Origin of the sequence: Pelagicoccus sp. SDUM812002 (genome assembly GCF_031127835.1) — a bacterium.
Classification (GTDB): domain Bacteria; phylum Verrucomicrobiota; class Verrucomicrobiia; order Opitutales; family Opitutaceae; genus Pelagicoccus.
Window position 1 is genome coordinate 228,231 of sequence record NZ_JARXHX010000004.1, and the last position, 21,485, is coordinate 249,715.

22 protein-coding genes and 1 tRNA gene are annotated in these 21,485 nt (G+C 52.6%); 8 read left to right on the top strand and 15 right to left on the bottom strand.

Annotated features, from left to right (window positions below):
• Nucleotides 1-12: 12 nt before the first annotated feature.
• The 3 genes from hrpB to QEH53_RS08550 all read left to right on the top strand — a co-directional run bounded on the left by hrpB (nucleotide 13) and on the right by QEH53_RS08550 (nucleotide 4,008).
• A complete protein-coding gene (hrpB, locus tag QEH53_RS08540; RefSeq protein WP_309022751.1) occupies nucleotides 13-2,559 on the top strand; it encodes an ATP-dependent helicase HrpB in 2,547 nt (848 codons plus the stop codon).
• Nucleotides 2,560-2,637: 78 nt separating this feature from the next.
• Nucleotides 2,638-2,871 carry a hypothetical protein gene (locus tag QEH53_RS08545; protein ID WP_309022752.1) on the top strand — a complete coding sequence of 78 codons (234 nt, stop codon included), beginning with the start codon at nucleotides 2,638-2,640 and terminating at the stop codon, nucleotides 2,869-2,871.
• Nucleotides 2,872-2,997: 126 nt separating this feature from the next.
• Nucleotides 2,998-4,008 carry a hypothetical protein gene (locus QEH53_RS08550; protein ID WP_309022753.1) on the top strand — a complete coding sequence of 337 codons (1,011 nt, stop codon included), beginning with the start codon at nucleotides 2,998-3,000 and terminating at the stop codon, nucleotides 4,006-4,008.
• Between the two features lie 2 nt (nucleotides 4,009-4,010).
• Here QEH53_RS08550 and QEH53_RS08555 read toward each other — a convergent pair whose 3' ends face one another.
• The 3 genes from QEH53_RS08555 to QEH53_RS08565 all read right to left on the bottom strand — a co-directional run bounded on the left by QEH53_RS08555 (nucleotide 4,011) and on the right by QEH53_RS08565 (nucleotide 7,297).
• On the bottom strand, nucleotides 4,011-5,375 hold the full coding sequence (locus QEH53_RS08555; protein ID WP_309022754.1) for an MFS transporter: 1,365 nt from the start codon (nucleotides 5,373-5,375) through the stop codon (nucleotides 4,011-4,013).
• A gap of 328 nt (nucleotides 5,376-5,703) precedes the next feature.
• Nucleotides 5,704-6,492 (bottom strand): RNA pseudouridine synthase, encoded by a 789-nt coding sequence (locus tag QEH53_RS08560; protein WP_309022755.1) that lies wholly within the window; start codon nucleotides 6,490-6,492, stop codon nucleotides 5,704-5,706.
• A 7-nt stretch (nucleotides 6,493-6,499) separates the two neighbouring features.
• The gene (locus tag QEH53_RS08565; RefSeq protein ID WP_309022756.1) at nucleotides 6,500-7,297 is read right to left on the bottom strand and encodes an SDR family NAD(P)-dependent oxidoreductase; all 798 of its coding nucleotides are present in this window, start codon (nucleotides 7,295-7,297) and stop codon (nucleotides 6,500-6,502) included.
• 59 nt (nucleotides 7,298-7,356) lie between these two features.
• On the opposite strand from QEH53_RS08565, the gene raiA reads away from it, so the two are divergent.
• Both raiA and QEH53_RS08575 read left to right on the top strand, forming a co-directional pair.
• The gene (gene raiA / locus QEH53_RS08570) at nucleotides 7,357-7,728 is read left to right on the top strand and encodes a ribosome-associated translation inhibitor RaiA (RefSeq protein WP_309022757.1); all 372 of its coding nucleotides are present in this window, start codon (nucleotides 7,357-7,359) and stop codon (nucleotides 7,726-7,728) included.
• 147 nt (nucleotides 7,729-7,875) lie between these two features.
• A tRNA-Arg gene (locus QEH53_RS08575) sits at nucleotides 7,876-7,952 on the top strand.
• A 74-nt stretch (nucleotides 7,953-8,026) separates the two neighbouring features.
• Here QEH53_RS08575 and QEH53_RS08580 read toward each other — a convergent pair.
• The 10 genes from QEH53_RS08580 to rpmF form a co-directional block, all read right to left on the bottom strand.
• On the bottom strand, nucleotides 8,027-8,467 hold the full coding sequence (locus QEH53_RS08580; protein WP_309022758.1) for an NUDIX domain-containing protein: 441 nt from the start codon (nucleotides 8,465-8,467) through the stop codon (nucleotides 8,027-8,029).
• Nucleotides 8,460-9,317 (bottom strand): polyphosphate kinase 2, encoded by an 858-nt coding sequence (locus tag QEH53_RS08585; RefSeq protein ID WP_309022759.1) that lies wholly within the window; start codon nucleotides 9,315-9,317, stop codon nucleotides 8,460-8,462. Before QEH53_RS08585 ends, QEH53_RS08580 begins: the two co-directional genes overlap by 8 nt.
• Nucleotides 9,318-9,421: 104 nt before the next feature.
• Complete coding sequence (locus tag QEH53_RS08590; RefSeq protein WP_309022760.1) at nucleotides 9,422-10,276, bottom strand: class I SAM-dependent methyltransferase; 855 nt, start codon at nucleotides 10,274-10,276, stop codon at nucleotides 9,422-9,424.
• 32 nt (nucleotides 10,277-10,308) lie between these two features.
• Entirely contained in the window at nucleotides 10,309-10,884 is a 576-nt protein-coding gene (gene hpt, locus QEH53_RS08595; protein WP_309022761.1) for a hypoxanthine phosphoribosyltransferase, read from the bottom strand.
• On the bottom strand, nucleotides 10,885-11,541 hold the full coding sequence (rpe, locus tag QEH53_RS08600) for a ribulose-phosphate 3-epimerase (protein ID WP_309022762.1): 657 nt from the start codon (nucleotides 11,539-11,541) through the stop codon (nucleotides 10,885-10,887). It abuts the gene before it with no gap.
• Nucleotides 11,542-11,617: 76 nt separating this feature from the next.
• Nucleotides 11,618-12,124, bottom strand: a complete 507-nt coding sequence (gene lptE, locus QEH53_RS08605) for an LPS assembly lipoprotein LptE (RefSeq protein ID WP_309022763.1) — start codon at nucleotides 12,122-12,124, stop codon at nucleotides 11,618-11,620.
• Nucleotides 12,125-12,173: 49 nt separating this feature from the next.
• Nucleotides 12,174-13,283 (bottom strand): tetratricopeptide repeat protein, encoded by a 1,110-nt coding sequence (locus tag QEH53_RS08610; RefSeq protein WP_309022764.1) that lies wholly within the window; start codon nucleotides 13,281-13,283, stop codon nucleotides 12,174-12,176.
• 47 nt (nucleotides 13,284-13,330) lie between these two features.
• Nucleotides 13,331-14,329, bottom strand: coding sequence for a beta-ketoacyl-ACP synthase III (locus QEH53_RS08615; RefSeq protein WP_309022765.1), 999 nt, complete (start codon nucleotides 14,327-14,329; stop codon nucleotides 13,331-13,333).
• A gap of 58 nt (nucleotides 14,330-14,387) precedes the next feature.
• Complete coding sequence (plsX, locus tag QEH53_RS08620) at nucleotides 14,388-15,434, bottom strand: phosphate acyltransferase PlsX (RefSeq protein ID WP_309022766.1); 1,047 nt, start codon at nucleotides 15,432-15,434, stop codon at nucleotides 14,388-14,390.
• Nucleotides 15,435-15,481: 47 nt separating this feature from the next.
• Nucleotides 15,482-15,661, bottom strand: coding sequence for a 50S ribosomal protein L32 (gene rpmF / locus QEH53_RS08625; RefSeq protein ID WP_309022767.1), 180 nt, complete (start codon nucleotides 15,659-15,661; stop codon nucleotides 15,482-15,484).
• Nucleotides 15,662-15,875: 214 nt separating this feature from the next.
• Between rpmF and trpD the strand changes: the two genes are divergently transcribed.
• From trpD to QEH53_RS08640, 3 genes are read left to right on the top strand one after another with little or no spacing between them, the layout of a single operon-like run.
• Entirely contained in the window at nucleotides 15,876-16,919 is a 1,044-nt protein-coding gene (trpD, locus tag QEH53_RS08630) for an anthranilate phosphoribosyltransferase (protein WP_309022768.1), read from the top strand.
• The gene (locus QEH53_RS08635) at nucleotides 16,919-18,274 is read left to right on the top strand and encodes a hypothetical protein (protein WP_309022769.1); all 1,356 of its coding nucleotides are present in this window, start codon (nucleotides 16,919-16,921) and stop codon (nucleotides 18,272-18,274) included. The genes trpD and QEH53_RS08635 overlap by 1 nt, the downstream gene beginning before the upstream one ends.
• A gap of 10 nt (nucleotides 18,275-18,284) precedes the next feature.
• Nucleotides 18,285-19,682 (top strand): tetratricopeptide repeat protein, encoded by a 1,398-nt coding sequence (locus QEH53_RS08640; protein WP_309022770.1) that lies wholly within the window; start codon nucleotides 18,285-18,287, stop codon nucleotides 19,680-19,682.
• Here the strand turns inward: QEH53_RS08640 and QEH53_RS08645 are convergent.
• Nucleotides 19,664-20,863, bottom strand: a complete 1,200-nt coding sequence (locus QEH53_RS08645) for a S41 family peptidase (protein WP_309022771.1) — start codon at nucleotides 20,861-20,863, stop codon at nucleotides 19,664-19,666. The genes QEH53_RS08640 and QEH53_RS08645 overlap by 19 nt on opposite strands.
• Nucleotides 20,860-21,435 carry an oligoribonuclease gene (gene orn / locus QEH53_RS08650; RefSeq protein ID WP_309022772.1) on the bottom strand — a complete coding sequence of 192 codons (576 nt, stop codon included), beginning with the start codon at nucleotides 21,433-21,435 and terminating at the stop codon, nucleotides 20,860-20,862. The genes QEH53_RS08645 and orn overlap by 4 nt, the downstream gene beginning before the upstream one ends.
• Nucleotides 21,436-21,485 lie beyond the last annotated feature (50 nt).

Sequence of the window (21,485 nt, forward strand, 5' to 3'; positions counted from 1 at the left end):
ACGAGCTAAAGTATGGATTTGCCGATTCTGGAAATCGAGTCCGAATTTTGTAAGAAGTTAACGGATACGAACCGATTGGTGCTGGAAGCTCCGACTGGGTCCGGCAAGTCTACGCAAACGCCCCAGTTCCTGCTGAGGAACGGATTTTTGGAGCAAGGCGATGCAATCGTTCTTCAACCCCGGCGCATCGCTGCTCGTATGTTGGCCAAGCGAGTTGCTTGGGAGATCGACGAACCGCTCGGAAAGACCGTCGGCTACCAAGTTCGACATGAACGGGTGACATCCCGCGACACCAGGGTCCATTTCGTAACGGAAGGGATTTTATTGCGGAGAATGATTGCGGATCCAGAACTCAAAGGGGTCTCTTGTATCGTCTTCGACGAATTTCATGAGCGGAGCTTGCACGCTGACCTCACGTTGGCCCGGGCCCTGATGCTGCAGCGGAGCAGCCGTCCAGATTTGAAGTTGATCATCATGTCCGCGACCCTTGATACTTCGGAGCTCGAGGAGTACTTGAGTCCATGCGAAGTTCTCAGAAGCGAAGGACGGACCTATCCGGTCGAAATTGAGTACCTAGAAAATCGATTGGCCAACAGCGACCTGCCCGTTTGGGAGCTTGCAGCGAAAGCGACAGTAGAGGCATTGGCGCATCAGGCCGAAGGGCATGCGCTTGTGTTTATGCCGGGGGCCTTTGAAATCGGCAAAACGATAGTGGCTCTTGGGAGTCGCTTATCGTCGAGGGAGTTTGAGCTACTTCCATTGCACAGCGAATTGAGCGTGAAGGATCAGGACAAGGCGGTGGAGGGCGGAGAGCGCCGCAAGGTCATCGTTGCCACAAATGTAGCGGAAACTTCGCTGACAATTGATAATGTGCGCTTAGTCGTGGATAGCGGACAAGCTCGCGTCGCCCGCTACGATCCAGTTCGTGGAATCAACACGCTTTGGATCGAAAAGATTAGCGACGCCTCTGCCAAGCAGCGTGCCGGACGCGCGGGTCGTACGGCTGAAGGGCGGGCGATTCGACTTTGGAGCGAGCGCGAACATGCAGGGCGCGCTCGATTTGAGGAGCCAGAGGTGCGTCGGGTCGATCTGTCCGAGATGCTATTGTCGCTTTTAGCTACCGGTATTGAATCTGTGGATGCGTTCGAGTGGTTCGAGCGCCCGAACGAGGAACGGCTCAAAGATGCAGTGCAACTCTTACATGGGCTTGAGGCGATCAACTCGCAGGGAAGGTTGACGAAGCGTGGCCGAAAGATGAGCGGATTTCCGCTGCATCCAAGATACGCCTCCATGTTGATGGCCGCACAGGATTTTGGTTGCGTCGATGAAATAGCCCTCGCGGCCGCTTTGGCCCAGTCCCGCAGTATTCTGCTACGCAAGGTGGACAAGTCGGTAGAGAAGCGCCGCGAAACGCTTTGGGGCGATGCTGGCGAAAGCGATATTATCGCTCAAATGTCGGCTTGGGAAGCCGCGCTCAAGGAACGTTTCGATTTGCGATTCTGCCAAGAGATCGGTGTGCACGCCCAAAGTGCTCGCCAAGTCTTGAAGGTCGCGAATCAACTTTCTCAATACGCTGAGGCGAGCGGCCTGATGGCGACGACAGGAGGCGTGGAGGAAGGAAGCGATAAGGATGTAGCGGTGCGAAAGTGCGTGTTGTTTGGCTTTCCGGATCGCGTGTGTCGACGTTTAGACAGAGGAACGCTTCGCTGTTCCATGGTCGGTAAGAGAAGGGGCGATCTAGCTCGCGAAAGCCAGGTTGGCGATGCTGAGTTGTTTGTGGCCTGCGAAGTGAACGAGATCGGACGCCAAGGGGGTAAGGTGAACACCGTTTTTAACCTTTGCTCGGCAATTGAGGTTACTTGGTTGGAGGAACTCTTCCCTGATTTGTTCACGGACGAGGTCGAAACGGTTTTCGATGAAAAACAAAAGCGAGTGGTGGAACGTCAAGTGATACGTTTCCAGGACTTAGAGATCTCATCGAAGGAAAGTTTAGAACCTGACCCTTCAAAGGCTGCGGAAGCATTCGCTCGTTTGATAAAGGAAGGTAAGGCAAAGCTAGCAAAATGGGATGATGAGGTTGAGCATTTTATCCGGAAGGTGAACTTTGTCGCGTCAACGTTTTCTGAATACGGTTTTGATGCGATCGATGATGAATCGCGCGATTTTATTTTGGAGCAGTGCTGCGAAGGAGTCAAAAGTGTCAAGGATTTGAAGCGTAAGGACGTGCTGCCTATTCTAAAGGATTGGGTGGGGCCAGAAACGCTCGCCATGGTGGAGCGCGAGCTGCAGGAGAGAATCAAGCTGCCCAATGGGAAACCTGCTCGCTTGAGAGTCGATGGGGAAGGTCAGCTCACACTATCGGCGAAGATTCAATGTTTGTATGACATTCCGGATACACCTAAATTTTGCCAAGGAAGAGCGCAGCCGCGGATTGAGCTTCTCGCTCCGAACATGAGGCCGATCCAGATGACCAACGATCTGGCTGCGTTCTGGACAGGTTCGTACGAGGGGATAAAGAAGGAGCTAAAGGGGCGTTATCCTAAGCATGAATGGCGCTAGTCGATAGAGTGACGCGTTCATGGCATTTTGAGCAGATTGCTCGATGGTTTTTCTGGTTGGGATTTGCTAGAATAAAGCATGGCAATCCGCCCAGTAACAACGAGTGCATCAACCATTTTCGACAAAGCTCGAGAGGGTATGGGCCGGAGCATGCGTAAGCATGAAAAGGCAGCTGCAGAAATCGCTCGTGGCGAATTTGGACCGAATCCAATAATCGAGATGGCAAATGCCGAAGCGATGTACGGTGCGAACGCTCGGGTGATTCAAGCCCATCACGAGATGTTAGGAACACTGCTGGATACAAAGGGCTAAACGCCGATAAGCTGGTCATTTTTCGTAAAAGTTCCGTCAATGTTCGGCTAGGGACTTTTCCCCTGCTCTTCGTTTGCGGAGTTTTGTAAATAATCTTAGCTTTTTGCCGAGTTATAGGGGGTCTTAATGTACCTTTTCCTCGAGAACATGAACTTGATGCTGCTTGCCAAATTACCGGGAGGCCACCCAAGCGATGCCATCACTGATGTGTTGGGAATCGTGGCCGTTTGCGCGTTTTTCGGCATTGCTTGCTACATCGCAATGCAGGTGCTTAAGGACAGTACCGGCAAGAGTCTGCCGGTCTCGACTTCGATGAACGACTTTTATGAGGAGGAAGAGAAGAAAAAGTCCAAAGCAGAGCCTAAAATAGAGGTTAACGAGCTCGAAGAGCTAGAAAAGCACTGCGAGAAATTCTTCCTCGAAGTCGTGGAAGAGGGTCAAAGCAAACTTGAGGAGTTTGCTCAGGTCGCTGAGGACACTTTCAATCAAGTCGCAGATGGATACGCCTCGAACTCCTTTGGGCATGAAGGCGAGGGACATGCAGTTCGCAGCAAGAAGTTCCTGTCGGTCTGTGAACGGCAATGGGGCGCTTTGCGAAGCGATATTGGGTACGTATCATACATGGATATCCAGGATCACCTGCGTCACATCCTCACGAATCACCGTATGCTTGACGGGCAAAAACACTCCAACAATGAAGTCGCGGACCTAAGCCCGGAGTTGTTAAGATCCCAAGAATTGGTGGCGTTGATGCGTGTGGTTCCCAAGGATAAAGTTCGAACGTTGCAAGAGCAGCTACTCAAAGCGGTAGGCAGTTTTCGCGACAGTTTCCAGGAAGAATGCAAGGTTTGGATCAACGAGCAAGTCGTGAAGCTACAAGCCGAGATGCGTCCGCGTAAGTCAAGGAAGGTCCAAATTACGGATACGGAGTACTACAAAAAGTTTAAGCAACTAAGAGTTCGCTTAGAGGTTGTGGCCCGCCTTTCCGATGGAATAACAGAAAACACTCAGCAAGTGAGCGAAAATGGACTGGCTCTTAGCCAAGTGATCCACGTTGGCACTGTGCTGCGGATTTTAGCTTGTATTCCCGAATGGTTCCAAGAACTGGAACTGGGCACTCATTCTGAGGTCGCCTGAGATTATTGGGCCGTCTCCCGCTTTATCCCGCTGCTCTTCAAGCGTATCATTGCGAAGAAAAAAACGGCGACGGCAAGGATTGAAAAATATGTGGGTCCCCATGCGAAGACAGTTTGGAAAAGGGTTTTGCTGACTTCCTCATCTGGCAACGACGCAATTTGGTCGCTCTCCCGAAGCCGGGCAATCGAAGCCGCGTAAATGTATCCGATTACGCCATACGCTAGATTAAAAGATAGTCCCTTGAAGCTTAGCACGGTGGCTCGGTGCCTTGAGTCGGTGATTTGGTTCAGGTAGTGGCTTACGAAGAATCCGTTTAGGAATATGCCGCCGTACACAAGGATCATAGGCAGAGCTCCCCAGAAAGGAATGAATTGGGACATAACCCAAAGTCCAACCGAGATAGTGAGAGCAAGGGCTATGAAATTGAAGGCTTTGCTGCGTCCATCCACCATCTTTTCGCCGAGCTTCGGCATGATGGTGCCGAGGAGGGCGAGCCCGGCTCCGATGAAGCCATAGCTGAACTCTGGTAAGTCGATCTGCCGGTAGTATTCACTATTCAAGGTCAGCACCATGCGTACGACGTGGTCGAAGAGCATGCCGGCGCAAATGATCACGAAGGCGAGGGGCGTTTTCAGGATCCAGTTGCCAGCCTCTAGTGTGTTGGTGAACGATTTCTTTACGGTCGCCCAAGAATGTCTCACTGGCTCGGTGCCGCTCGTCTCTCGCATGCCAAGCGTCGTAATGACTGCGAGAATACCGAGGCCGAGTGTTCCAAGTATCGGAAGTCGCATTGCTGTGGATTTGGTCAGCTCCCATTCGACCCCGAAGAATTGGATGATCGCATTTAGCTTATCAACGTCGTAAAGAATAGCACCGGTGCTCATTGCGATCACAAAAGCGATTGACTGGAAACGCATCTGCCGTTCCAACACCTTGCCCCACATTTCTTCGAGACCTCTCTCTTTGAGCGAGTCAAACGCTAGGGCCTCGTCGGCACCGCTAGCCGCAGCTTCAGCAGCACCACTCAGGATGCGGTTGGCTAGGAAAAGATAGAAGACGACCTGTGAATTGCCGATCGGTGCGAATGCGATGAGCAGCATCTCTGCCACCATGATGAAGGCGGAGAGTACCACGAGATTGCGTCGTCCAATGGTATCTGCCAACGCTCCAGATGGGACTTCAAGCAGCACTATCGTGATCGCCCAAACTGCATTCAATATGGCGAACTGCTCGAGCGTGAGTCCGAAATCAAGAAAGAGTATCGTAAAGATCGGGTAGTAGAAGCGGGCGTTGAATAGGAGGCGGAACGCAATGAAGCGTTTGACGTTGGAGAGGGCCAGCGGATCTTGCTTGGAGGAATCTTGCACAGTGGTAGGAGGTTGGTTGGCTACCTCTACGCTGAGTTGTGGCGCTTGATTGTCGGTGGACCAAAAAAAGACCGCTCTATCTGTGAGAGCGGCCTCCTTTTAAATCGAGGTTTGGGATAGCTGATCTTTTTCCTATGCGACCAACGAGCGGGCAATTGTCCAGAGTGAGTCTACCACGTAAATCCAGATGAAGATCGCGGAGATCATGAGGGAAATGATGCCGAACATGTTGAATCTCATGTTCGGATTAGAACCGATTTGACCTGTTAAATAAAGTGTAAATTCACAATCGCTTTACAGATAGGGGATTGGAGTAGAGTGCTCTCCCTTAAACGCTTCGGAGGATATCGTCTAACGCCTCGGTGGAAAGGCCGAGTTTTTCGCGGCAGAAATCGACCAAATCTGTAGTCAGAGGCGCAATGTAGGTCTCCGGTCCCGTCTCGATGTCGAATATCATCCGATAGGCATGTAAGGCATGACGATTGATCGGAAGGATCTCCGCCATCTTTTTGGTCCAACCATCTTCGATGAAATCGAGGAATAGGCCTTCGTCGGGTCCGTAGAGCTTGTCGCCGACGATTGGGTGCCCGATGTGCAGGGCGTGAGCGCGGATTTGGTGCTTTCGACCAGTGATAGGATCGACCTTGGCAAGGGTGTAGTGTCCGTTGCTGTGCAAGGGTGTGTACTTCGTCTGGGCCTCTTGACGTCTACCGTCGTGGCGAACTGTGTTTTTCGCTCGCACGATGCTTTGTGTGTCGGGGCCAAGTGGAGCGTCGACGAGGACTTCTTTAGTGAGCTCTCCTTCTACGATGGCGAGATAGGTTTTCTCTACCTTGCGCTGCTCGAACGCCATCTGCAAGTGGCGTGCCTTGAGGCGGTGCTTGGCGAAGAGCACGATGCCGCTCGTCTCGCGATCGAGACGGGAAACGAGGTGAGAGCGATCGGACTGGAGGTATTCGCGGCATGCTCCCGCGAGGGAGGACCAAGGGCCCTGCTTGGACGGGTGGCACACCAGCAGGGCCGGCTTGTTGACCAAGATGACATGGTCGTCGTTTTGTAGGATCCAATCCTCGAGTTCTTCAGGCGTTACGAGCCATCCCCATTCTGTTGCGGGCATAAGTTTACTAGTTGCTTGGATCGGAGCGAAAGCGTCGAATAAATTTTCCGGCCGCACGTGTGCGAAGCGAGAGTGGAAGGATAAAGACGAGCAGGGACAAAACTTTGTTTAACGTGCCCGTGGTCGTGAAGGTCCTGCGGCGTTCGAGGGCTTTCAATGCCATACTCGAAACTTGTTCGGGACTGTGGGAATAACCCGCAGGGACGACTCGCTTCGCGAAACCGGCTCGCTTGAAGAATTCCGTTTTCGTGGGGCCGGGGCAGACCGCAATCGCATGGGCGGCGGTGCCGCGGAGTTCTTCGTTAAGGGCGAGGGTCCAGCTGAGTACGAAAGCTTTGCTTGCCCCGTAGGTCGCAAGGTAGGGAGTCGGTTGGAAAGCCGAGGTAGAGGCGATGTTCATAATCGCTCCACCGCGTTTCTTAATCAAAGGTAGCAGTCGGGTGGTGAGCTCGACCAAGGCGCATACGTTCACCTCGAGAAGCTCCAGGTGTTCGGCCGGAGAATTCCTTCCCAAGTCGCCGTAGATTCCGAAGCCGGCATTATTAACGAGAAGTATTGGGCCTTGTTGGGTGGAGTCACTTATGCGTCGCTCAAGATCGTCTAATACCCGAATGCGGCAGGCTCGATCCGCTAGGTCGCACTCAAGGTGAACTCTCTTCGGGTCGTTGTAAAAAGATGCCGGAATCCGACGAGAAAGATTGAAAAGCGACGCTTCCGGATCTAGCTTCGAAATATCCTCGATGATTGATTTTCCAATCCCAGACGAACCTCCAGTCACTATGACTAGGTTGTATTTAGAGCCCATACGTTTTGCTCTGAATTGCTGGGGCTTTCCATCGAAAACCTAATAACCAAAGGAGTATCATGTACACTGAGAACAACCACGACCTAATTATCACCGGTATCCATATGGATCTGACTGAGGCAATCAAGCAGAGCGTCACGGATAAGGTGGAACGACTCTTCAGGCATGAGGAGCGCATCATACGGGTCAAGGTTGAACTAGAATGCGTCTACGGAAAGGGTGGTAGCGAGCACGAGTTCATCGCGAAAGGTCACATTGAGATCAATGGTCCGTCGATGAACGTCTCTGTGGCAGACCCTGATTGCTACAAAGCGGTAGATCTGCTTGTCGACAAGCTTGATCGCATGCTGCGCCGCCGCTCACGCCTCCAGAGAGTCAAGCGTAAGGACACGCACGAAGTCGATATCCCGGCAAGCTTGCCGAAAGTCTAGGCTTCTCAATTAAGGTAATACACAAATTTAAGGAGACCGCCCGGTGGAAATCGGGCGGTTTATTTTTTTTGAAAAAAGTCCTTGTCAGGAGGAGCTAAAGCTACTTTCTTCCTGACCCTGATCGCCACTACGGCGGTTACCACTGAAGCGGGGTTAGCTCAATTGGATAGAGCACCTGACTACGAATCAGGAGGTTAGGGGTTCGACTCCCTTACTCCGTGCCACTTCAGACGGCTGCTTATCGCAAGATAAGCCGCCGTTGTTGTGTCCAAATGCTGGATACGACTGCGTCACGCTCCTAGTAATCCAGCTCCTTGCGGAACTTAAGCCAGAAGTGCACCAAATAGTGAATACGAGCAGCGCAGTTTGCCAATGGCCGCTCGAGGTCCCAAAGCGGGATCCATGCGCAATGTTCGATGCCTTCGTCGCGTTGCGGTTCGAATGACGTTTTCGAGCCTGTGTACTGGATCAGGAACCAGCGGGTCTCTTTAAGCGACTTCGTTTTTGCGTATTTCGAAATGTGTACGGTGGGTATCAACTCGGTCAATACGCTTAGTTTGTCGGGGTCGAGGCCAGTTTCCTCAGCGGTTTCCTGCAGCGCTGTTTTTGAGGCGGATTTTCCCCGATCTATCAAGCCTTTGGGTAAGTCCCATTTCCCGTCTTTGAAGATGAAAAGGATCCGATCGTTTTTGTCGATGGTGAGTCCACCAGCGGCTTCGACTTTGCCTAGTTTATGCATCGTAGAGGGCTTGCAAGGTTTCGAGTAGTTTGAATTGGCGATAGTTCAGGTTGTTGAATTGTACACCTTCGATGGTCTTGCTGTAGCGGGTTCGCGTCTTCTTCTTGGAGAGTGGCCGGAATTTCTTCCAACTGTCGTGGGGGATTGTGGTTAGGACGTACAGCATCGCTTTTAGCCGAGCTTCCAACTTGTTATTCGAGCCGATGACGACCCAAGGGCTTTTCACTGACGAAGTGCGCTCGAACATCTGTTCTTTGTATTTGGTGAGAACGTCCCAATACTCGCGAACCTTTTCGTCGTTCGTGGAGTATTTCCAATACTTGAGGGGATTGGTGATACGTTCTTGGAAGCGGACCAGTTGGGTTTCTTTGCTGACGGACAGGTAGAGTTTTATGAGGATAAGACCGTCGTCGATATGCTTTTCTTCCCAGTCGAGCACCTTGCTCATAAAATACTTGTACTGACTTTTTTTACAGTACCCCATGGTCGGCTCGATCATGGCTCGGTTGTACCAGGAGCGGTCGAAGAATACTATTTCGCCAGGTTTTGGGAAATGCTTTTCATAGCGTCTGAACCAGTACTTGGATTCGCCCGGGGTGGGAATGCCAAGCTCTACGACGCGCAAGTCCTTGGGCATCATGTACTCGATGAAGCGCTTGATGGACGATCCTTTGCCAGCGGCGTCCCTTCCTTCGAAAACGATTGCGACCCGCTTATTGTTTTCCACGACCCAGTGCTGCATTTTAAGGAGCTCAATTTGTAGAGCCTCCTTTTCCTGCTTATAGGTCGGGTAGTCTATGTTACGGTAGAAATTGAAGAACTTGCTCTTTACGAAGTCGTATTTCGGCATTGTCGATGGTCGTTGTTGAAACGTCGAATCTGTGCCTCCGGTATATTTGCATGCAAACCTGAACCACTTAGGCAGGCGTATTGTAACACAATCGTGTCAGTATTCTAGGCTTCCCAGCGAGCGTAAAGTCCGCATGGGAGGGTGTTTAAAGTACCAGAAATGGGGAGGCCCACTTCGCCCGAGCTAACGTTTCCTTGGAAGGCTGACATCGATTCGCGTAATAAGTTTCCAACTACGGTTGGCGAAACTCCGGTCGTATAAGCATTGACGAGGAAGAAGAGACCCGACGAGTCGAATATTTTAGTGCACTTCTGTAGTAACCCGTAGAGATCTCGCTCGAACTGCCAGACTTCGCCTTTGCTGCCGCGACCGTAGGAGGGTGGGTCCATGATGATACCCTGATACTTTGTGCCGCGGCGAATTTCGCGTTCCACGAACTTCATGCAGTCGTCGACGATGTAGCGGATGGGTGCTTCGCTGAGGTTGCTTAGGGCCGCGTTCTCTCGGCACCAGGCTACCATGCCTTTTGCCGCGTCGACGTGGCAAACCTCTGCGCCGGCGGCTGCAGCAGCGACAGTCGCACCACCAGTGTAGCCGAAGAGGTTGAGTACCTTTGCCGGCTTGGGAGAATCTTTGATTTTTTTGCCAAACCAATCCCAGTTGACTGCTTGCTCAGGGAACAGGCCGGTATGCTTAAAGTTGGTTGGACGTATTTTGAAGCGTCGATCTTTATATTTTATGATCCAGCTTTCGGGTAGGCTTTTGCGGTAGTCCCAGTTGCCTCCCCCTTTGGAGCTACGCTGGTAGAGGGCGTCATACTTCCCCCAGTCGGGGGTAGCCCTTGGCCAAATGACTTGAGGGTCAGGACGCACGAGGACGACGTCGCCCCAGCGTTCCTTTTTCATGCCTTCGCCGCATTCGAGGATTTCGTAATCCTCCCATTTATTCGCGAGAATCATCGTTCTTAGTATCAGTCGGCTACTCGGGTCGCCTAAGTGTGAGTCGCTGCGTCTTGGAGCTCTTTTCTCAGAACACCTATGCAGGGAAGGCTGCGATAGCGTTCGGCAAAGTCTAGGCCATAGCCGACGACGAATTGGTCCGGAATGCTAAAGCCGCAGAAGTCGGCCGAGAAATCCTTTTCATGCCGTGCAGGCTTGTCCAGAAGGACGCAGGTCTTGAGCGAAGCTGGCGAGAGTTTTTCGAGGTGGGCAATGATCGCCTTGAGCGTGTTTCCGGAATCAAGTATGTCGTCAACAACGAGAACGTGATGATCCTTTATATCCGTTTTTAGGGGATTGGTGATCCGCGGCGGCGTTTGCGCAGCGGTCGCGTTTCCGTAGGACTCGGCTCGCAGGCAATCCAAGCGGGTTGGGAAATCGCAGGAGCGTATCAGGTCCGCAGTGAATATCAGGGCTCCGCTAAGTATCGAAACAATGGTTACATCTTTGCCCAGGTAATGTTCTGACAATTCGACGCCGAGCCCTGCCACTCGCGTTCTTATTTCCTCGCGCGAGACGAGGGTTGTTTCGAGGTCGGCCTCGCTGTAGCTGGGTTGGTTTATTTGCATTTAGTCGAGAGTCTCGATGTTCTTACGGAAAAGGGTGCGGTCAGATGATTTAAAGAAAGCAGTGCCAGCTACGAATGTATCCACACCAGCCTTACGGCATAGTGGGGCATTGTCGGCGTTAATTCCACCGTCGACTTCGATTCGGAAATTGTGTCCACGTTCTTGGCGCCACGCGGCTAGCTGGGCGGTTTTCGCGAGCACGCCTTCTTGGAAAGATTGGCCCCCGAAGCCGGGCTGGACTGTCATTGCCAGTACGATGTCGACTTCGGATAAGTAGGGCTCCACGGCTGAAACTGAAGTGCTTGGGTTGAGGACGACGCCGCACTTCGCTCCCAAGTCTCGAATCTTCGAGAGGCAGGCGGATATGTCGTATTCCGGTTCGACGTGTATGGTCACTTGATCGGCACCTGCTTTGACGAAGAGCTCGACGAAATCCTGCGGGTTGTCGAGCATCAGGTGAACGTCGAGGAAAAGCTCCGTTTTAGGGCGCAGGTCGGCTACTATTTGAGGTCCGAAGGTCAGGTTGGGCACGAAGTGCCCGTCCATGATGTCGACGTGGAGCCAGGAACATCCGGCCCCTTCGACGCCTTTGATTTCCTCCGCGAGCCGAGTGTGGTCGGCCGCTAGCATAGATGGCGCTAGAATTGGTGTACCCATTGAGCGCACCTTAGTCGTCGTATGACGCGATGCTCAAGTCTAGACGCTTGGAATTTGTGTAAGGCTAGCTACTCACTCACCAAAGGTCTACGAGCGATTGGGCGACGCGATCGGCAATCTGGCGACTGATCTCTGGGACGGCATGGTATTCAGCATCTACCAAACCGCTTTCGGTGTAGACATCTTGAGTAATGGAGAGTGGACGGGATTCGAAAAAGTACTGTCCAGATCCGTCGCCTTTTCTAAGGCTGATTTCGAGTTCGACTAGGATCTCGAACTTTCTACCGCGTCCCACGTCGGAGGCGGATACTGCGGCGATGTTTCTTCGAATTTCGAGAATGGAAATTTCCAACGTAGCATCCGCAGTGTTCCCGGAAGCTAGGGAAAGGTCCCCGCTACTCTGAATGGCTTGGCGGAGTGCGGCGTTCAGCGGACCTTCCAGTTGTGGAAGATTAGAATAGTTCTGGGGAGGAGCTACGTATATGCTGCTGTACGGCAATGTGACAGGGTTGCCCATCTGGTATGTTGCGCATCCCCCAAGTAGGATGGATGCGATGAACCCGAATAATACTAGCGTACGCATGAGTGATGGATTCGAGATTTTGATCCGTGGCGTTGGCAAGATCCTAGAACTAGAAAATGCCTAGGATACGGCGTTTGGCGCGTTTGCGGGCCTGTTCTTGGATTTCCTCGTTGGATGGTGCGTCTTCTTCGACGGTCTCTTCGTTCTTGGCGACGATCGCGTCAATTTTTTCTAGTCGAGTCTTAGCCGTTTGGGCGGTCTTGGAAAGAGGTGCTATAGTGATTGCCTCGTTGTAGAGGATCTTCGCCGCGTCGTACTTGGAGCGCTTGTAGTAATAGAAGTCTCCCATCTTAAGTTTGGAGAGCGAGAGGATGTTCTTGGCGCCTGACAAACCGTCTTCTGCCTGGTCCACGTTTTGGTTTTCCGGATACTGGATTAGGAAGTCCTCGAAAAAGGTGATGGCGTCCTCTGTGGCGCGTTGGTCGTACTCTGGGCCTTTGATCAAGCCGTAGTGGGTCTGGGCGAGCTTGAGATAGGCGTCGGAGGTGAGGAAGCTGTTCGGGTAGTTAGTGACCAAGCGATCTAGGGCGTAGATCGTCATGGCGTCGCTATTCTTGTCCGACCATGCTTTGGCGACGTTCATCAGAGAGAGTGGGGCGTAGTCACTGTATGGTGCGATGGCCACTATTCGTTCGAAATATTGGATGGCCCGATCTGTGTTTTTGAAGCCGGGAATGACCCAAAAAATCTTGTCACGGTAGGTTTCCAAGCGAGCTACGGCGATTTTGTACATTTCACCAAGCGTTTCGTTGAAGCTTCCATAGTTAGGGTAAACCCATGCGATGGTGTTGAATGCTTCGAAAGCCTTGTCGACATTGTTGCGTTCGAGCTGGATGAGTGCGGTGCGATATAACGCCTCGGGCGAATATTGGTTTTTTGGGTATTTCTTAGAGACTCTTTTGTAGAGTTTTACCGCGCGGGAATAGTTCTTCTTTTCCTCGGCGGTTCGCGCTCGGTTCATCCAGTTTAGGATTTTCTGTTGCTCCTCTGGGAGCAGGCCTGAAAGATCGACCTCCTCGGACACGTAACCAGTTTCAGATGACCAAGTTATCTTCGATTCAGCCCGAAGGTTGCTGGCGAAAGACAAGACGAAAACAAAAAGTGACGAGAGGATGCCGGCCCGTAAGAGAGAGCGTTGGCGTGAAATTGCGGTGTTCATTAATGGAAGGACTGTTGCTTGGGATCGTTATTTTTCAGGGAGGAGGCTCACCAGCGGATGAGGGATGAGCCCCAAGTGAGGCCAGCCCCGAAGGCTACGAGCAGTATTATGTCTCCGCGTTTGATTCTCCCGGCTCGGGCAGCTTCGTCCAAGGCGATGGGTATGGAGGCGGCGGATGTATTTCCGTATTTGTCTAGATTTAGGAAAAAGCGTTCAATTGGAATGTGAAGTCGTGACGAAAGAGATTCGATTATGCGCATATTCGCCTGATGTGGAACGACGCATGCGAGTTGGTCCGATTCTATGCCATTTTGTTCAAGGATTTCGACGGCAGCTTGGCCCATAACGCGGACCGCTTGTTTGAAAACCTCTTTTCCACGCATTTTCAGGAAGTGTTGACGGCCCGCCAGTGACTCAGTGGATGGAGGTATCGCACACCCTCCGCCTGGTTGGTGGAGCATGTCCGCTTTGCTTCCATCGGCTCCGAGCTTAAAGTCGATGATTCCTGCGGTATCGCCTTCCTCTCCAAGTCCCAGCACGGCAGCACCCGCTCCGTCTCCGAAGAGTACGCAGGTGGTACGATCTTCCCAGTCGAGAATGCTAGAGAGCTTTTCCGACCCGATGACCAAGGCGTTGCGATAGCGTCCAGTTTGCAAGAGTCCGGACGCGATTTCCATGATGTAAAGGAAGCCTGAGCAGGCCGCCTCGACGTCGAAACAAACGGCGTTTTTGATGCCAAGCTTCTCTTGGACGAGGCAAGCCGTTGAGGGGAAGGGCATATCTGGCGTCATCGTTCCGACAACGATGACATCTATCACGTCGATGTTGAGTCCTGCGTTTTCTATGGCCCGTCTACCCGCCTCGGCGCCCATGCTGGACGACGTTTCATTTTCATCCGCGATACGGCGTTCTTTGATGCCAGTACGCGTAAAAATCCATTCGTCAGAAGTGTCTACGATCTTGGACAGGTCGTTGTTGGTAAGCGCTTTTTGCGGTGTGTAGGAACCGGTCCCTTTTATTTGTACGGATCTAGGCGCAGAACTCATGCGATTGTCTCAATGGGGAAGCCTCACTGTTCATGCAACCTGCAAATTGCAGGGCGAATCAGTCGACGTTGTAGATAATGTTGTTCGCCTTCTCGATGTCTTCGAGGATGTGGCGGTTGAGGTCGTTGCTGACAATTTCGTTCGCAATGCGGATGGCGTTCATGACGGCCTCCCGATTGCTGGATCCGTGAGCTTTCAGCACATTACCCTTTAGGCCGAGTAGCGGAGCACCGCCGTAACGCTCGGGATTGAGCTGGGTCTTGATGGCGTCGAATGCCCCTTTTGAAAGGAGGTAACCCATTTTCCTCATCCAATTGGCCTGAATCTCTTCCGTCACGAAGCCTTTCAAAAGCATGAAAAGCGACTCGCAAGCCTTCAGCAGGATGTTGCCAGTGAAACCGTCGCAAACGACTACGTCTACGCCTTCTTCGAAAGTTTGGAAGCCCTCTATCAGGCCTTCATAGTGGATCTGCCCGTTGACCTTCTTCAAAAGGGTGTGGGCTTGGTTTACTAGATCGGTGCCTTTACCTTCCTCGGTGCCGATGGTCATCAAACCGACTTTCGGTTTTTCGATTCCGAGCACGAGGCGGCAGTAGTCGCTGCCAAGAACTGCGTTGTGCACAAGGTGCTCGGCTTTGGCGGTGGGGTTTGCTCCAGCGTCGATCAGCACGAAGTGTCCCCGTTTTCGTGGCATCACGGTGGCGAGGGCTGGTCGGTCTACGCCTTCGAGGGTGCGAAGTTTTATGGTGCCAGCTGCCATGAGGCTGCCTGTGTTGCCGCAGCTGAGTACGCAGCTGGCGTGGCCATCTTTTACCAGCTCGATGGCACGAAGCATGGAGGCGTCCCTCTTTTTCTTGAGGGCTACCAATGGCTTGTCGTCCATGGTTATGACCTCGGACGCGTGGAAAACCGAAATATCCGGATACGAAGAAAGCCCTTCTTTTTCAAGCAAGGGCTTTAAGATAGCTTCGTCGCCGACCAAGATGATCGGCCTCAGGTTGGCTACTTTTTGTACCGCCAGTTTCGTAGCGGCGACTATTTCAGCAGGACCCTTGTCGGAGCCCATTGCGTCGATCGCGATGCAAGAGCTCTTCTGTTCGAGCATGTGAAGCTGGCTTAGCTGAGTCTAGCGGGTAGCCGAAGGATAAGCTTCTAGACGGATGCGTCTAGAACTTGGCGACCGCGGTACATTCCGTTGTTCGGATTTACGCGGTGCGGGCGAAATGCGGAACCGTCGATCGGGTCCTTCGCGAGCTCGGGAGCCTCGAAACGGTTAGCACCTCTGCGGAGGCGGCTGCGGCGCTTGGATTGCTTGCGTTTTGGATTAGCCATTGTACGTAAATTCGTTCGTCGTTTGTTCTTCTACTTAAAAGAAAAGCTGCGCTTGATAACTCTTGGCCAATCACCCGTCAAGTTATTGTTTCAAAATAAGCAGGGCGGCTGGCGAGCTTCTCTGGGAGTTGCTCAAACTGCTCTAGGTGATGCTGTTTTGGCGAGCGTGTTTTGCATTGTTTTACAGAAAGGAGAGGCCTACATCTTCCCTCCTATGGAATTGAACGAGCTCACCTCACTCGTAGAAGAGGGGAAAAACCTCTCGCAGACGCAGGCATCTTCCTCGGCTGACCTCCTCGCATCGGTGGACGTAGATCCTTTTGCTAAGGCTAATTTTCTGACCGCGCTCGCCCAGAAGGGTGAAGTAGCTGAGGAAGTATCAGGATTCGCTAAGCGATTCCGCGAGCTTGCCAGAAATCCCGGGCTTGAGAAGTGGCAGGATGTGGCGATCGATGTTTGTGGAACGGGAGGAGATAAAATCGGCAGCTTTAACATAAGCACTGCCGTGGTGTTTGGCCTAGCTGCTGCGGGAGTGCCCGTTCTGAAGCATGGCAACAAGTCCATTACGTCCAAATGCGGTAGCGCCAATCTTCTCGAGGCGCTTGGAGTCGATTTGATGGCTGATGACGAAACGCTTTCCCGGTCAATGGAGGAGCTTGGTTTTTGTTTCATGTTTGCCCCTGCATTCCACCCCGCGTTCAGGGAGATTATGCCGGTTCGTCAGGAGTTGGCGGCCAAGGGGCAGAGATCTGTTTTTAACATACTTGGTCCGCTCATCAACCCCGCGAAGCCGGCCTACCAGTTACTAGGTGTGTTCTCTCCTTCGGTCGTAGATATGCTAGCCTGCACATTGGACTCGCTCGGGCTCAAGTCGGGCGTTGTAGCTCATACGGTGTTGGACGACGGTCGCGGGATGGACGAGCTTAGTGTGGTCGGTGCAAATCGAGTGCGCGGCTTCGGAGCCCTTTCGAATATCGACGGCATTTGGAATGCCGAGCAATTCTCGCTACGCGCGTCTGACGTCTCTGAACTTTTGGGTGGGGAGCTCGATGACAATCTGCGAATTCTCGACACGCTGCTTGCTGGCAAGGCTCCCGAGGGACTAGAAGATACAATCTCCTTTAATATAGCTGCAGGACTGATGATCGTCGGTAAGTGCGATACCATAGAGGAAGGCGTTGCAATCGCCCGTGATGTGCTGCTGGGCGGAGCTCTCAAAGCAAAACTAGCAGACACCAAAGACTTTTACGCGTCCTGATGAGTTTGAAGCACTTTGGAACGGATGGCATCCGCGGCCAGTATGGCAGCGCGGTCCTGAATGATGATGTCGCTTTTCGCGCCGGCAAAGCGGCGGTGCGAGTCGCGCGAGAAAGATTTTCAGCACCGGTTCCCCAGATCGTGGTGGGACGGGATACTCGCGCCTCTGGACTTGCATTGCTGAACGCATTTGCTGCGGGCGTGGCATCCGAAGGGGGCAAGATGATCGACCTCGGGGTGGCTCCGACACCGTGTGTCGCGTTTGCGGCTCGTTCAAGCGAGGCGATTCTGGCTTGTTCGATCACTGCCTCGCACAATCCCGCCTGCGACAACGGAATAAAGTTCTTTGAAGGAAGCGGCGTGAAGCCGTCGGAAGATCTCGAGCAATCGCTTGACGATATGGTCGAACAAATTCCAGCAGACGATTTTGACCCGAGCGAAAAGGTCTCGGTGATCGATGGAAGTGAACTTCGCTCGCAGTACCAGCGGGCGGTAGCGTCTGCTTTTCCGCGCGGGTTGCTTGCTGGCAAGCGGATCGCTCTCGATTGCGCCAATGGTGCGATGTCGGAAATTGCTCCGGTAGTGTTTCGCCAATTAGGTGCGGTATTGGAAGTGGTAGGGGAAAAGCCAGATGGTTCCAATATCAACGATGGCGTCGGCAGCGAATATCCTGAGACTCTTGGGGCGTTGTATTCATCTGGCAAATTTGACTATGGATTCGCTTTCGATGGAGACGGCGATCGGCTTGTTATGTTTGACGAGACGGGGAAGAAAATCGAGGGCGAGGCTCTTTTGGCAGCTCTTGCGATCGACGCGAAGCAACGAGCGGAGCTTCCTGGCGACACTTTGGTGACGACCGTGCAAAGCAATCTCGGGCTGGATGCGGCGTTGAAGGAAAACGGCATAAGAACGGAACGGACCGATGTCGGTGACAAGCATATCGCGAGGCTTATGCTTCGCACGGGATACCTGTTGGGGGGGGAGGAGTCCGGACATTTGGTTGTCGGAAAGTTCGCGATCACAGGTGACGGTCTAGTAGCAGCTTTAGCCATGGCGGAAGCGGTGGCTCGGAGCGCGGGGAGCGTTTCTCGTCTCGCCAGTGTTTATTCCGCCTTTCCGCAAATATCCAAGGCGTTCAAGGTCGCCGAGAAACCGCCCCTTGCTGATTGCCGAGCGATTTCTGCTTGTATCGAGAAACTGGATTCAAAACTAGGAGAGGATGGGCGACTGCTAATCCGTTACTCTGGAACGGAGCCCAAAATTCGCTTGCTCGTAGAGGCGCGAACTGATGAGGCAGTAGCTGCTGCTTTCGAAGAGTTGCGTGCGGCGGTTGATTCGGACTTAGTATTAAGTTAACGTCACGTTTATGCCTGAAGTTTCGCTAAAGGAATTGGACGCTAGAGTTCGCAAACAGGTCGGCAATGCCCGAACTGCGGTGGAGCGCGGAAACTTCGAGTATTGCGTTGAGATTTGTTCCTCTTTGCTGCTGGAACATCCTGGGTGCCTGGAAGTTCGAGAGTTGCTACGTCAGGCTCAGCAAAGCGTATTTACGAAACGGGGACGAGGGTTTCTTCACCGGTTACTCTCGAAAATCGAAGCGAGTTTCATCGTTCTCTACGGGAAACCTTATTTGAAGAAGGATGCTGCGCTGGCGATGGCTTACGGAGAGCGGGCGCTCACCCGAGACCCTTTGCACGAAGGGGCTCTGTCTCTAGTCGCTGCCGGTGCCGCGGCTTTGGAATTTAATGAAACGGCAGTTTTCTGCCTCAAGAAGATTTATGAAAACGAGACAAAGGATCTCGTTCTCCTGCAGCGTTATTGCGAGGCCCTCATCAAGGTGGGGGAAACGAATCAAGCAGTTGCTATCGCGGAGCGTTTGAAGCGTTTGAAGCCGGAGAGCTCTCTTATCCAGGAACTTGTCAAATCTGCCTCGGTTGCCCATTCGATCAATAGGGGGAAGTGGGCCGAGGAAGAGCAGGACTTTCGTTCGAAGCTCAAGGACGAGGAACTATCGGAAGCTTTGGAAAAGCAGAGTCGCCTGATTCAGGATGTCCAAGGAGCTAGGGTGCGGGCTCGTGAGCTGATTGAGGAAATACACGAGGACCCACAAAGTCTGGATCTCTACAAGCAGCTGGTTAAGGCCTACCTGTATGCAGACGACTACCGCGAGGCGTTGGTTTGGCTGGATAAGGCTGCTATGCTGCCTCAAGCGGAGTCGGACATCGGTCTCAAGCAACTTCGCAGCGAGATCATGATCAAGGCGACTGAGCTAGAGCTCAGCAAACTCCACAGCGGGTCTGGACCGGCCACTGAAGAGCGTATCCAGAAGTTGGAAGCAGAACTTGATGTTCTCAAGCTGGAGGAGTCTCGTAAGATGGTAGAGCAATTTCCGAACGACTATGCCCAGCGCCTGAACTTGGGAGAACTTTTACTGGCTGCTGGCAAGGTTGATGAAGCGATTAAGGAATTCCAAGTAGCTCAGCGTGGCTCGAGCTTGAAGCAACGCTCCTGTGTGATGCTCGGTCGAAGCTTCTCAAAAAAGCGCTTGTACGACCTTGCTCTTGAGCAATTCGACCGTTCGATTGCGGATGCGCACGGAATGGACGAATTTAAGAAAGACGTGCTTTACTCATCTGCCCAATGTTGCGAGGCGCTTGGCAGGAAAGAGGAGGCGGCCCGGCGCTACAAGCTCATCTACGCGAACGATATTTCGTTTAGGGATGTCGCCGGCAAAATAGATGGCTTTTATTCCGACCCGTCGTAGCTACGGTCGATTGCGTTCAGGGCGGCTTGCAGAATTTTTTTGTCATGGGTGGTCTCTTCCAGACTAAGCTCGAGATGCGGGGCGAGTCCTACTCCTTCTAGCCGGTTTCCGTTGGGTGTGAGCATTTCGGCGATGGGTAGGTAGATTCGAAACCCATACGGCAAAGGGTAGCTTTTTGCCAGCTGGAGGGCACCGCTGGTGCGTTGTCCTATCACGATGCCGCGATCGTTATCGGCCACGAATGCGGGGACGATGTCTGCTGCGCTAGCCGAAAGGGAATCGACGAGGATGACGACCTCTCCAGAGTAAGCTCTGGAAAAAGGGAGCGGATGAACAGTGCGGCGTTTTCTGCCGCGGTCCTCACTCTTCTTGTTTGCTAGCAAAGCGAAGGTTTCCTTGGGCGAATCTATTTTTGATGCGAGGTGTCGCGAGTAGAAGGAGAGCCCACCGCGGTTGTTTCTAAGATCGATGATGATTCCCCTCGCATCCCGAGCTTGCCTGAAGAATTTGTTGATCTTTGTGGCCTTATAAAATTTTGGGAGAAAGCTCTGCACACGAACAAGAGCTACGTCTTGGCGGACCCAAGTCATAGTGCTCGGCTCTGAAAGGGAGAAACTCGCGTATTCGATTTCGCATGACAGTTCTTCGTCGCCTCGCGTCCAGGTGATTTGCCTCTTTTGGTCAAGCTCGCCTGCAAGCTGTTTGATGTCGGCGAGAGGTTCACCGTCGATGCTTACTAGAATGTCGCCTTTCCTAAGTCCGCAGCGTTCGGCTGGGCTGTCTGCGAGGACGTAACTGATAAGCCCTCCATCCTCATCCAGAGGGTGGATGGTTATCCCCATGCCTGAGCGTTTTCCAGCACGACGACTTTTTACGGTACTAGGTGCGAAAATTGCGAGGTGGGAAAGTCCGAATGTATCCAGACCTTCACTGAGGACATTGGCCAGTTCTTCCTTTGTTTTGGCTTCAGCAATTTCGAAGGATCGGTCGGCAGAGATTTCCGACCATTTTGAAAAGTCGGTTTCGAAAGCGTAAGCCCTTTTGGAGAGTTTCTTTCCGACTGCCTCGACCAAGCGTTCTTTTTGTTCGGTAGAGAGTTCTCCATGGGCGGACGTAGGAAGGCAAGCGATCGTCCCCAAGAGCGCGACAGCTGCAAGGCCTAGCCTTCCATAACGGATCATTCGTTGGATTCCTCGGGCTTTGGGGCGTTGTCGATTGGGGCTAGGTTGGAAGCGTCGATGGCACTCATGTAGTGCTTCAGTTCTGCGATTGATTCACGGATATCGTCAATGGCTCGATGGGTATTATCCTTTTTGAACTCGCGTCCGAGCATATCGCGAAAAACGATTTTGAAACTGGACACGTCGAGCATGCGATAGTGTAGGCGTTGTGAGAATTGCGGCAGGTAGGCGTCAATGAACTTCCGATCTTGGGAAATTGAGTTGCCAGCGATCACGCAAGGATTCTTTTTCTTGAAATATTTGAGAGCTATTTCTGAAAGCTTCTCATCTAGTTCCTGCTCTGTAATTCCATCCTGAATACGGTCCAGCAATCCGCTTGCAGCATGGTGGTGCTTGCACCAGTCGTTCATTCCGTCGAGGACCTCTTGTGGTTGACGGACAGGGCTCTCCCATTCGAAGACCGGTTCGAGTTGTTTATTTGTGATGATGACGGCAGCTTCGACGATGCGGTCGCTGGCCGGATCGAGTCCGGTCATTTCCAGGTCGATCCAGAAATAGCGGCGTTTTGACATAGGGAATTGAAATAGGTTTTTGCTAAGATTTATGGGCAGCGGTGTTGATT